11 protein-coding genes are annotated in these 12891 nt (G+C 45.8%); 8 read left to right on the top strand and 3 right to left on the bottom strand.

The features are described 5' to 3' along the window. Positions 1-3: 3 nt before the first annotated feature. The 3 genes from HQ865_RS21565 to HQ865_RS21555 are packed head-to-tail and all read right to left on the bottom strand — an operon-like array spanning position 4 to position 4066. Positions 4-402, bottom strand: coding sequence for a BlaI/MecI/CopY family transcriptional regulator (locus HQ865_RS21565; protein ID WP_173416890.1), 399 nt, complete (start codon positions 400-402; stop codon positions 4-6). Positions 403-447: 45 nt separating this feature from the next. Continuing rightward, on the bottom strand, positions 448-1227 hold the full coding sequence (locus tag HQ865_RS21560) for a GLPGLI family protein (protein ID WP_173416889.1): 780 nt from the start codon (positions 1225-1227) through the stop codon (positions 448-450). A gap of 4 nt (positions 1228-1231) precedes the next feature. Continuing rightward, a complete protein-coding gene (locus HQ865_RS21555) occupies positions 1232-4066 on the bottom strand; it encodes an outer membrane beta-barrel family protein (protein ID WP_173416888.1) in 2835 nt (944 codons plus the stop codon). A gap of 450 nt (positions 4067-4516) precedes the next feature. On the opposite strand from HQ865_RS21555, the gene hflX reads away from it, so the two are divergent. From hflX to HQ865_RS21515, 8 genes are all read left to right on the top strand, one after another. Continuing rightward, entirely contained in the window at positions 4517-5701 is a 1185-nt protein-coding gene (gene hflX / locus HQ865_RS21550) for a GTPase HflX (RefSeq protein ID WP_173416887.1), read from the top strand. Positions 5702-6008: 307 nt separating this feature from the next. Further along, positions 6009-6758 carry a 3-keto-disaccharide hydrolase gene (locus tag HQ865_RS21545; RefSeq protein ID WP_173416886.1) on the top strand — a complete coding sequence of 250 codons (750 nt, stop codon included), beginning with the start codon at positions 6009-6011 and terminating at the stop codon, positions 6756-6758. Between the two features lie 91 nt (positions 6759-6849). Continuing rightward, a complete protein-coding gene (locus HQ865_RS21540) occupies positions 6850-7839 on the top strand; it encodes an FAD:protein FMN transferase (protein ID WP_173416885.1) in 990 nt (329 codons plus the stop codon). Positions 7840-7846: 7 nt separating this feature from the next. Continuing rightward, positions 7847-9052, top strand: coding sequence for a Gfo/Idh/MocA family protein (locus HQ865_RS21535; protein WP_173416884.1), 1206 nt, complete (start codon positions 7847-7849; stop codon positions 9050-9052). Positions 9053-9892: 840 nt separating this feature from the next. Then, complete coding sequence (locus HQ865_RS21530; protein ID WP_173416883.1) at positions 9893-10672, top strand: sensor histidine kinase; 780 nt, start codon at positions 9893-9895, stop codon at positions 10670-10672. Positions 10673-10787: 115 nt separating this feature from the next. Next, a complete protein-coding gene (locus HQ865_RS21525) occupies positions 10788-11435 on the top strand; it encodes a hypothetical protein (RefSeq protein ID WP_173416882.1) in 648 nt (215 codons plus the stop codon). A gap of 366 nt (positions 11436-11801) precedes the next feature. Then, positions 11802-12095, top strand: a complete 294-nt coding sequence (locus HQ865_RS21520; protein ID WP_173416881.1) for a hypothetical protein — start codon at positions 11802-11804, stop codon at positions 12093-12095. Beyond that, positions 12092-12889, top strand: a complete 798-nt coding sequence (locus HQ865_RS21515; RefSeq protein ID WP_173416880.1) for a sensor histidine kinase — start codon at positions 12092-12094, stop codon at positions 12887-12889. The genes HQ865_RS21520 and HQ865_RS21515 overlap by 4 nt, the downstream gene beginning before the upstream one ends. Positions 12890-12891 lie beyond the last annotated feature (2 nt).

The raw sequence follows: 12891 nt of genomic DNA, 5'->3' as shown, positions 1-12891 counted from the left end.
TGTTTATTGTTGATCCATTTTTTTGATCAGTTCCTTAAATTCTTCCATCTCCTGCGGCGATAGTTTTTTATCGCCCAGCAGTTGCATCATCAGGCTACCCGCCGATCCGTTGAAGATGGTATCCACCACCCGATCCAGCAACACGCCCTTCGTTTTGCCTTCCTCAATAGCGGCCCAATAGATGTGCTTCATCTGGCTTTCGTCTTTTTTCAAAAAGCCTTTTTCCACCATAATCTGCATCAGCTTCAGGGTCGACATGTAGATCACCTCGCGGGTCTCCTGGTTCAGTTGGTCGTTCACAAAGCGCGCGGTCGATGGGCCATTCTTCCAAAGGATCTGCAAGATCTCCAGTTCAGATTTGGTAGGCTCGGTAGTTGTATTTTTATCTTTTTTGTTCTTCATAAAACAATAATAAGAAATATTTCTTATGATAGCAAGCCAACTGTTTTACAACAGGTAGGCTTTCATAATTACGCCCGCCTGTGCAGGGGGCCTGTTATTGGTGATCCCCTTCAATACCTCCATCAATCCCGTAGCATCCACTTTTTTGCCTGTTTTGGGCGGCTTCACCACATCGGTGGCGATCACCATATCGGTTACCTTAGTCGCCTTCCAGGTAATGTTATCGTGTGGCAGCGCCACTTCCAGTATCATTCCCGGCAATCCGTCAAAGCTTTCGGGGCCGCCCTGCACATGGATCTTTTCGGTAAAAAAGGCCACCACATATATCGAATCCATCATCAGTCCATTGGCGCGGCGACAGGGGTATCCGGCTATTTCGCGCGTTTCACCTGTTATCTTCCATTTTATTTTGCGGGTGCTGTCGCTTAGCAAAAAGTTATCGCCCATTATATCCTTTTGTATGGTTACTGTTCCGGCTGTGTGGTCGGTATAAACGATGTTGTTTTGGGCCGATGAGGGGATCTCGAAGCCTTGCCCCTTTACAGAAGAGCGATCTACCGGCGTAAACAGCGTTTTATTGCCGGCAAAGCTGAGCGTACTTTTCAGGGTTTTAAACTGCGGATTGCTTACCTGGTATTGCTCCAATAGGTCGCGCTCGTTGCCGGAGGCAAACTTCCCGGTGATCTGCCCTTTGCGGATGAGGGCGTAGGCGTTCACGGTTTTATCAAACTCGATAGTGCCGTTAACGGTGAACCGGGCCTGCTGGGCGAATACGCCGCTGAAACAGGTTAAAATACAGATTATGGCTATGCTGATCTTTTTCATCGTTTTACTTCTTTTGAGGGCTTGCGCCTATTTTGTTAAAATCCCAGGTGAGCGAGAACATCAGGTAACGCCTGATGCCGGTGGTATTGCTTTGGGTGATGCTGTTGGCCGTGATAAAGCGACTATAGTTGGCGTTTTGGTTCAACAGGTCGTTTACCGTGGCTGCTAACTTCAGGCCGTTGTCTTTAAAAAACGCTTTGGATATGGAAGCGTTCCAGATCATGCGGCTTTGCGCCGTGAAGCTGGCCGTGGCGGCAGTGTAGTTATAATTGTAATCGGTACTTACCTGCAATTTAGCGGGCAGATAAACAGAGGCCACCGCGTCGGAATAAATCCCCCAGGCATTATTATTACCCCGCTGCTGTAGCGAGATCTTGTTTACCGTGTAATTTGGCGCGAATACAAACTGGAAGTAGTGCGCGTTGGCCTTCGACTTATGAAATTCGGCCACCCAGCCGTAGCTGTACGCTTCGGATTTGTTCAGCACGTTGTTAATATAGTTATAACTGATGTTGCCCGTTGTGTTAAACTCCAGGCTCATACTGGTGTTAATAGGGGCTATCATCATATAATAATTGGTGTTTAAATTATACCTGAACGGGGTTTGCCCCTGCAGGTTAAGGTATTGGGTGATGGTTTTCCCGGTGGCATCGGTAGTGATATTGTTAACAACGGCGTTAGATACCAGGTTGTAACCACCGCCAACGCTTACTCCATGGTTGCTGATAGACCGGTAAAGCCGGTAATTGAACTTGAAATTATTGCTGAACGATGCCTTAAGATCGGGGTTGCCTAAGACGATATTCAGCGGATCGTTATTGATACGCACCGGCTGCACCTGATCGATGGTGGGTTGTATGGTATTTCCGTTATAACTCATCGAAAAGCTGGCCTGTTGCGATGCCTTGTACTGGTAGTTTACCTGCGGTGCCAGGTTAATAAAATCGCGGCGATAAATATCGTTGCTGTTCAGGTTCACCTGTTTAAAATCAACCTGCGATACCTTACTGCCGAAAGTCAATATGGTTTTGTTTTGGTGATAATTGAACACCGCGCCTGCCTGGTTAGTGAACTGGTTAAAACGATAGTTGTTGCTGAAAGTTGTGTTCAGCAGGTTGTAATTTCCCGGCATTGACGCATCAAACGTTTGGCGGTCGGCGCTGCTGTTGTTCATGCCCAGGCCATAGTTAAATATCAGGGCCAGCACCTTGGATAGTGGTTCGGTATAGGTGGCATTGCTGCTCAATAACGAACTGGTAACATCGGTAGTTTTATACTGGTCGATGCGCCGGGTACTGTCCTTGCCACCAGTCGTGTTATAAAAATCGATGACCGAATTTTGGTAGCCATTGCTTTGGTTGCGGTTATAGGCTTCGTTTACGTTCCACGAGAATGTACGGCCCGGCCTGCGCATCCGGTGCGTATACAGCACACCCGCGTTAAAGATGCCGGTATTGCCGGTGTTATTATTGCTTTGCACGTTGCTGTTGAGCAGGTTGCTGCTGCCGTTGGTTGTTGTGCTTAGGTAATTGCTGCGGGTAGTCGCGTTTTTCAGGGTACCATCTACCATCACTTTAATGCCCGATGCCGAATCGGGGTTAGCCTGGAAGGCCGCGTCCAGCTTTTGGCGGAACGCCGAGTTATCAAAATTGCGGCTGGTGTTATTGTTCTGATCGCCGGTGGGCAGGTGCTGCTCGGTTGATGTATTGGTTACCCCGTTGGTGGCCAGGTAGCCGGCCTTATAATTAGTGTTAATGATTTCCTTGTTGTTGTTCCACTTACCGTCGTAATGCAGCCCGCCGGTACGGGCAACAGGCAGGCCGCGACCATTGTAGGTACCATAAGCGCCGTCCTGCTCATCAGCCAAAGTCGCGGGTACGATCACCACATCCCCCACTTGCACATTATTGCCGCCCGAGCCGAGGCGGCTATTATCGCCTTGCCCCAAATTGATTTTGCCGTTATTGGCCGCGGTGGCGTAAGCGGCATATTTCTCGCCAGGTTTAAAGTGATTGTATAGCCCCTGCGCCTGGTAAAAGTTTTGGCTGCCGATACCTGCATCTACCTTACCAAACATGCCGTTGTTTTTATCGGCCCGCAACTTTACGTTGATGGTTTTGGTTTTCACGCCGTCGTCGATACCGGTAAAGGTAGCCTGGTCGCTTTTTTTATCATACAGCTGGATCTTGTCCACCATATCGGCCCGGATGTTTTTGGTGACCAGCGTCGGATCATCGCCAAAAAATTCCTCGCCATCCAGCAGCACCTTGTTCACACGCTCGCCGTTGGCGGTTATCTTTCCGTCCTTGTCTACTTGTATGCCGGGGAGTTGCTTCAGCAGGTCTTCCACCTTGTCGTTGGGCTGTATCACGTAAGCCCGGGCTTTAAACTCGGTGGTATCGCCCTTTATTTTGATGGCGGTTACGCCTCCCTTGATGATCACCTCGTTCAGCAGGCGCGATTTTAATTGCATGCTGATGGTGCCGAAATCGAGACCGGCATGCGCTGCATCTAAAGAGAAGGGTTCTACATAATCGGCATAATCCGGATAGGTGGCCATCAGGATATAGTTACCAGCCGGCAGATTGTTAATGCTGAACCCTCCGTCCGCGGCAGCGTAAATAAATTTAGTGAGAATGGAATCTTTGGCGTTCAGCACATAAACCGTGCTGTTGAACATTTTGGTACGCAGAGCGGTATCGGCCAGGTTACCCTTTATGGCATATCCCTGCTGGGCCGAGGCTGATTGCGTGAAGCAGGATATCAGGATAACGGTACACACCAAGCACCGTTTGAACAGGCTGATAGCAAGGGCATTAGAACGTGAGATAGGTTTCATGTCGACAAACATAAGAATAGTTTCTTATGTTCAAAACGATTTTACGAGAGTGAATGATAATTTGCTGATATACAGCGAAATAAAAATAAGAAAAAATTCTTATCTGTGAAAAAACATTGAAAAAATTGAATCCTTTAAGCCAGGAAATGGTGGAATAAATTCCGTGTAACATGTTTACAAGGGATTTTAAAGACAAAGCATTTATAATCAATTATTTATAATGAAAACAGGGTTAAATTATGTTACATTGTGTTAACTTTTTTTGTCACCCGGCTGGAGCTTAGCGATGGGTTTCAAACCCATCGCTATTAGAGGGTATGCCGGGTTTACTCACCCGCCCAAGCTCAGCTATGGGCGGGTGAGTAAACGCCGTATGCTTGGGACATCGCTATCGTAACCTAAACTTTTATATTTTTTTAACGTTACCTTTGTACCGAGAATATTTTATTAATGAAGCAAAAATTTTATGATACTGCTGTGAAGCAGGAGAAAGTGGTACTGGTGGGGATCATCACACCGGGGCAATCGGACGAGCAAACCAAAGAGTACCTGGAAGAACTTGAGTTTTTGGTGATGACCGCCGGCGGGTTAACCGTGAAGACATTTACCCAGCGCATGCAAAAGCCCGACCGGGCCACCTTTGTGCATTCGGGTAAGCTGGAAGAAATTCGTGATTATGTAAAATCGGAAGAGATAGATATTGTGGTATTTGATGATGAACTGTCGCCATCGCAACTGCGTAACATCGAGAACGAACTACAGGTGAAGATATTGGACCGCAGTAACCTGATCCTGGATATATTTGCCAACCGCGCGCAAACGGCCCAAGCCAAAACCCAGGTAGAGCTGGCCCAGCTGCAATACCTGCTGCCCCGCCTTACCCGCTTGTGGACGCACTTAGAGCGCCAAAAGGGTGGTATCGGGATGCGTGGCCCGGGTGAATCGCAGATAGAAACGGACAGGCGTTTGATCCTGAACAAAATATCGCTGTTAAAAGAACGCCTTAAACTGATAGACCGCCAAAACGAAACACAGCGTAAAAACCGCGTAGCTTTGGTGCGTGTGGCACTGGTGGGTTATACCAACGTGGGTAAATCAACCATTATGAACATGCTGTCCAAATCGGATGTTTTTGCCGAGAACAAGCTGTTCGCTACGCTGGATACTACGGTGCGCAAGGTGGTGATAGAGAACCTGCCGTTCCTGCTGTCGGATACCGTAGGTTTTATCCGCAAGCTGCCACACCATTTGGTAGAGTGTTTTAAATCGACATTGGACGAGGTGCGCGAAGCCGATATCCTGGTGCACGTAGTGGATGTATCGCACCCCAACTTCGAGGATCAGATCAACACCGTTAACGAAACCCTGAAGGACCTGGGCGCCATCGATAAGCCGATGATCACCGTGTTTAATAAGATAGATGCCTACAAACCGCAGCCCATTCACCCTGAAGATCCCACCGAGCCGATGAGTTTGGAAGATTTTAAACAAAGCTGGATGGGTAAGAACAGCAACCCGGCCATCTTTATCTCGGCTACTAAAAAGGAAAATGTGGATGAGTTCAGAAAGCTATTGTACGATAAGGTGATCGCCATCCATACGGCGCGTTATCCTTACGATCAGTTGTTGTACTGAGTATAGACTCCCCCCGACCGCGCTTCGCTGGTCGACCCTCTCTTCGCTGCGCGAAAAGAGGGCAGAAGCAATATCGAACAATCTTGTCCCCTCTTCCAGCGCAGCGGAGAGAGGGTGGTTGGGCGTAGCCACGACCGGGTGAGTTAAATGGCCGGCCTGCGTATGGGGTATTCGCCGTTTTTGTTAATATGGTGGTATAAAAGGTTAGAAATAGTTAATTTTATAACAACTATTGCAGCTAATTTGCAATCGATAGGTGAACTAACATCCATCAAACCAATTAAGCCATTTAAAGAACCAACCATATATGAAGAACAGATCGAACCGTATTATTTTATCGTTAGCCGTAGTGGCCCTCTCGCTGGGCAGCGCCAGCGCGCAAAAACTGAATACCCTAACCGCCAAGGAAAAATCCGAAGGCTTCACCATGCTATGGGATGGCAAAACCACCACCAATTGGCGCGCGATATACAAAGATAAATTCCCCGATAAGGGCTGGGACATGAAAGACGGCGAACTGACCGTACAAAGCTCAAACGGCCAGGAAGAGGGCCTTGGCGGCGATATCGTTACCACTAAAGAATATAGCGCCTTTATCTTAAAATTTGATTTCAAGCTAACCGACGGTGCCAATAGCGGTGTTAAATATTTTGTAACCGAGCTGGAAAAAACCGATAAATCAGGCATCGGCCTGGAATACCAGGTGCTTGACGACGAAAAACACCCAGATGCCAAACTGGGCCGCGATGGCGACCGTAAGCTGGCATCACTGTACGACCTGATCCCATCAAACAAACCGGCTTCTATTATCAAACCCATTGGTGAATGGAACAGCGGCGAGATCCGTGTTTACCCTAACAACCACGTAGAGCATTGGCTGAATGGTACAAAAGTGTTATCGTACGAGCGCGGTTCGAAAGAATATAAGGACTTAGTTGCCATCAGCAAATACAAGGTTTGGAAGGATTTTGGCCAGGCCGCCAAAGGCCATATCCTGCTGCAGGACCATGGCAATAAGGTATCATATCGTAATATCAAGATCAAAGAGTTGAAGTAAACAACACTAAAAATACCACCATAGCGATGGGTTTGAAACCCATTGCTACCTGATAACGATGCGGATGGGAGCAAGATCAAGATCGTGTGTTTTGATAACCTTATGTTACGTAGCACTGTTTTTACCCGCCAGCGCCCAGGTAAACAAATACCATATTACCGGTTACTCGCAGGGTACCACCTATCAGCTTACCTATTACGCGGCCGATAGCACGGTTACACAAAGCCAAACCGATAGCCTTTTAGCCACGCTGGACAGGGCGGTTTCCTTGTATCAGCCCCACTCGCTTATCTGCAAGTTCAACAGTTCAAAAAAAGGGATCCGCATTGATGAGCATTTTAAGATACTGATAAAAAAGGCCATCGAAATAAACCATGCCACCGGTGGTTTGGTTGATGTAACCGTGAAACCACTGGTTGATGCCTGGGGGTTTGGGGTGAAGAAGCCGGCACAATTTCCCAACGCGGCGCAAGTAAAGGCATTGTTGAAAAACGTCGGTACGGATAAGATTTGGCTGCAAGGCAATTACCTGCATAAAAAACTGCCGGATGTACAGATAGACCTGAACGGCATTGCGCAGGGCTACGCTGCCGATCTGTTGGCGGGCATGTTGGAACGGCACCATATATACAATTACGTAACCGAAATTGGCGGCGAACTGCGCATCAAAGGCCATAAACCCGATGGCGAGGCGTTTAAGATAGGGATAGAAGCTATTGATGATAACGACATTAACCCATCCCCGCTCCGTAAAATTATCGAACCGGGCGACGGCGCGGTAACCACATCGGGCAATTATCGTAAACATTTGGAGGCAGGAGGGAAGCAGATATCGCACATTATGGATGCTAAAACCGGCTACCCGACACATAACGATGTGATCAGCGTTACGGTTTGGGCGCGGGATGGTATTACGGCCGATGGTTATGATAATGGCTTTGTTGCAATGGGATTAAAGCGATCGCTGCAATTTTTACAGAAAAGAACCGATATTGGGGCTTACATTATTTACCAAAAACCCAATGGCGCCGTTGCCGATACAGTTACGGCAGGCTTCAGGGGATATAAAAAAGAGAGATAAGAAGATAATGGAACGACGCATTTTTATTAAACACACCGGGATAGTTGCCGGTGGATTGTTGTTGAATAAAACACCGGGCATTTTAGGATTGAACGATGAAGCAGGTGTAGTACGCATAGCTGTGATCGGCTGCGGCGACCGTGGCAAGGGTGTGATGGGCGTAGCCTTAAAATCGCCGGATAAATTTAAAGTAACGGCTATTTGCGATGTGCTGGACTTTCGCTTAGCCGAAGCGCAAAAGATGAACAAGACCAGCGAACCATGGAAAACCTATACCGATCATCGCCAATTGTGCGATGACAAGAATGTGGACGCGGTGATCGTAGCTGTTCCGCTGAATATGCACTACCCTATTGCGGTGGATGTGTTGAAAGCCGATAAGCACCTGTACCTGGAGAAAACCATGACCTATAACATCGAACAGGCGCTTAACCTGGTGAAGCTGGTAAAAAGCAGGCCAAAGCAGGTGGTGCAGATCGGGCACCAGTACCGTTACTCGCCGCTGTATTACAGGGTTAAGGAGATGATCAATAAGGGATATCTGGGCAAGATCAGCCAGGTAGATTGCCGATGGGACCGCAACGCCAACTGGCGCAGGCCGGTGCCTAATCCCTCGCTTGAAAGGCAGATCAATTGGCGGATGTACAAGGAATATTCGGGCGGACTGGTAGCCGAACTGCTATCGCACCAGATAGATTTTATTAACTGGGCGTTTGATACCCATCCCGAAGAATTTACAGCCACCGGTGGCATCGACGTGTTTAAGGATGGACGTGAAACTTACGATAACGTACAGGTAATGCTGCGCTATCCAGAGCAAGGCATGATCGGCAATTTCGGCGCCACCTGTGGTAACTCGCGCGATGGCTACCTGTTTAAAATAAAAGGCACAAAGGGCACCGTATCACTGCTAACCGATCAGGGCATGTTCTATCCCGAAAAGGACGTGCTGAAAGGTAACGATGTGGTGGATGGTGTTACCGGCGCAACCCGCATTGTATGGAATAAGGAAGGCGGCAGCCCTATCCTGCCCGAGCCAACCAAAGACGGCACCTGGTATGCCCTGAACGATTTCTACAGCAAGATAGGATCGGGCAAATTACCAGACTCGAACATCTATACTGGCGCCCGAACGGCAGTTTGTGTGGCGCTGGCCAACCAGGCTTTGTATGGTAAGCAGATGGCGGTGTGGAAGAAGGAATATAACGTGTAAGGAAATCAAAAAAAGCCGCTTCTCACAAAGGCGGCTTTTTTATTACCGTTCCAAAAAAGGGCGATTTTACGGTAATAAAAACATCGTAGAATTGTGATATTGCTTGATACAAATAGCTTTTATAAAAGCAAAAAAATCCATGTCTATAGCGGTAATTTGTGCTTTGCATTTTAAAACAGGTGTTTTTTTAAAATTCTGTTGTATCCCGGAGCACGTATTGCTTTTTTCGGCTTTGTTTTTATTTGACCGGGCTTACAAAAAGGGCAAGTTGAAACTCCTATGGATGCTATGGGCAATTGGCAGCATTATTTTGTTTGATGTCGTCAATTTATGGCATATGCGGGATTTCTTTTTTGAGCACAATCCATTTAAACCTTTCCCTAAACAAATCTCAATTGCCTGGCGCTGGCATATTATTATCATTATACAATATGCTTTTTACAGCGTTTATTATATCAGGGCCATTAAACCAGGTAAGTGGCGTATATGGGCTGGGTATACAATTCCTGTTTTTACCATACTTAGTTTAGTATTATCTTATTTTAATTACCAGTTCGCATTATGGCCGGTAATCAACATGCAAATTGAGGGCATATTGCTTTTTTTAATGTTCACCCACCTGCTGTTTAATATCAACACCAACACCTTCAGCCCAATTTATGCCGATCCAGATTTATGGCTCTCGGTTGGTATAATGCTATATTTTGGGTGCCAGGTGGTATTAGCGGATATTATTGATATGATAACACTGCGGGTAGACACCTGGATTATAATCTTACAATCGAATTTTCAGCAGGGTTTAACTGATATATTATATGGTTGCTTTTTTATAGCGTCGATATGTACATATACGAACAAGAACTAATTGATAATACCGCGTTGACAATAATATTTGTAATGCTGATTATCCTGGTGGTCATTGCAATGGCAGTGCTCCATCTCAGGCATAAACGCGAAAGCTTTATCCAATGGACTGAATTTCAGGATATTCTTTTGCGGTCGCAATTTGAGATACAGGAGCAAACCATGCAAACAATAGGGAACGATCTGCACGATAATATAGGCCAACTGCTCAGCCTTACCTCGCTTACCCTAAATTCCATAGATACTGATGCCGATTTCAGGGTCAAGGAAAAGGTAAATAGTGCAATTGATCTAACCCTGCGGTCGATAAAAGAACTTAGGCAATTGGCACACCTGGTGCAAGGCGATCAATTACTGAATGCTGGTTTAGCTAAAGCCGTAGAACATGAAGTAGGGTGGCTACAGCGGCTTGGGAAATACCACATAAGCTATCAAATCGATGATAATTTACCCGGCGGCGATAATACCCGGAAAGACCTGATCTTGTTCCGTATTTTACAGGAAGCACTAAATAATATTATTAAACACTCATCTGCTACAGATATAAAAATCGAGGTAAGATATACCGGCCTTACGTTGATCCTTTGTGTTACTGATGACGGGATAGGATTCAACTCGAATGATCCGCATGGCATTAATCGGGGCATGGGCTTACATAATGTGCAAAAAAGAGCAGCTTTTATTGGCGGCGAGGTTGTTATCCGCTCAAAACCGGGCGACGGAACAGCCATAACTGTTTCAGTTCCCTACACTTAACAAAAAAGGCGATTTTACGGTATTAAAAAAGGTAAAAAAGGAACCTGTTGAGAGCTGGTTAATAGTGAGTTTAGCAGTAATTAATTATATTCACGCTAACTTAAAACCACACATCATGAAAAAAGTAATTCTTCCGCTCGTCTTGTTGATCGTTGGTCTCGCCGGGGGCTATTATTGGGGAAAATCAGGTTGCCCAACACCTCCCTTAACCAATTCAGATTACAGTGTAACTGATATTGACAGTCTTTCGGCCGACAAAGCTGCCGAGCTTGCAAAAGTTTATGACAAAAATGCTTTTAGCCTGTCTGACCGCGACGATGAATCACGCCCGATAGAAAAGCGCCTGGCATTTCAACTTATTAAGGCCTTCCAGCATCAAAATGAGGGAACGCTGATGCCATTTCCAGTGCGTACCACCAAGGGCAGGGCAAGAGGGTATTTCATTGACAAAGGCCCCCTGAAAAAAATATTAGCTAACGATGCCTGGGATGGGGTAAGCGTTTTCTTCGCAAAAGATCAATCTGCGCCGGGTGGCTCTAAAAGAATATATACCCTGATATATATGGGCGGCAGGTATACGCCCGACAGAAAAAATGTTATCAATCACCTGGAGCCAGGGCAAGTTCGTGCCGAAAGCGATGGCAGCGATACGCTGGCCTACGACTTTGTGAAACCATGCCCTACCGTTTGCAGCGATTTTGATTCGCACGAGCCGGGACCAACAGTGGTAAACTCGCATCCAAAAGCTAAAGGCAAGAAATAAAACGCCACCATGTCGTTAGATATTCTTTTCTATCTTTTAATATTAGCTATTGTTTCATTAAACGGGCTGGTTGGGTTTAAAAAACTATCCGGCCCGTTTAAAATACTTGTTCTTACTATTTTGTATATATGTATAAGCGAAAGTATGGTTCGGGTATTGATCTTGTTTAAAAAAAACAGCCTTCCGCTTTATCATGTGCTTTGTATCATACAATACATCGCCTTCGCTTACATTTTCAGCAACTTGTTAAATTCAAAAAAAGCAAAGAAATATATCCGGCTATCTATTATACCTTTCATCGTGATTTGCTTGTTGAACATTGTTTTATTTGATGCGTTTTTTAAACTCATACCATTGAAAATAATCATGCTGTCATATATCATCTTCGCTTTATTTTCATTAATGCTGTTTATGCAAATGCTAAATCAGCCCAAAGAAACCAATATTTACAAGCAAAGTACCTTTTGGTTGGGGGGGGCAGTTTTGGTTTTTTCCGTTATATCACCATTATGTTTCGGGGTGGATTTTTATCTCAGCAATCATCATATCGAAACCGCTGTATTGGGCAATATCATTTTATATTTAAACTGTGCATACTATGCAACCCTTGGTTATGCTATTAATTTAGAAAAGAAACAATCATCAGTAAGTGCAATATGAAGGCACCGATTATTGATACTGATCTGTACTTAATATTGGCGGCTGCTACGGTTTTGCTAACGGGTTTAACGGGCTTTATTATTTATTTTTTGGTTTTATACCGGAAAAAACAAGTGCTGCATTTGATTGAACAGGAGAAGATGGAGATAAAGTTTCAACAGGAGTTGCTAAATACACAGATCGAAATCCAGGAGCAAACCATGCAAACCATCGGTACCGACCTGCACGATAATATCGGCCAGTTGCTAAGCCTTACCTCGTTAACGCTTAATTCGGTTGAACTGGATAGAGATCCCAAATCAAAAAAGAAAGTGGATGCGGCTATCGACCTTACCTTGCGCTCGATAAAGGAATTGCGTCAGTTGGGCAAGCTTTTACAGGGCGACCAATTAGTGTCAGTTGGTTTAGTTGAAGCCATTCGCCACGAGGTAGAATGGGTAGAACGTTCGGGAAAATTTCAGGTAACTTACGACGCTGATCCAAAAATGCCGGCTGTGGCGAATAGTGATAAAGACCTGATCGTGTTCCGTATTTTGCAGGAAGCTTTAAACAATATCATCAAGCACTCGTCGGCCAGCCATATCAACATCAAATTAGAACATAGCGATGGCGTATTACGCCTCCACATTAATGATAATGGCATCGGCTTTGACGCGGCACATCTTGCCCCCGAAAAGCAGGGCATGGGTTTGCACAATATCCATAAGCGGGCCGGTATTATCGGTGGCGAGGTGCTGGTACGTTCTAAACCCGGCGAAGGCACCGGCCTAACCATTATAATACCTTATACATAATT

Source organism: Mucilaginibacter mali (assembly GCF_013283875.1).
Lineage (GTDB): Bacteria > Bacteroidota > Bacteroidia > Sphingobacteriales > Sphingobacteriaceae > Mucilaginibacter > Mucilaginibacter mali.
This window is presented reverse-complemented; position numbering and strand designations above follow the sequence as displayed.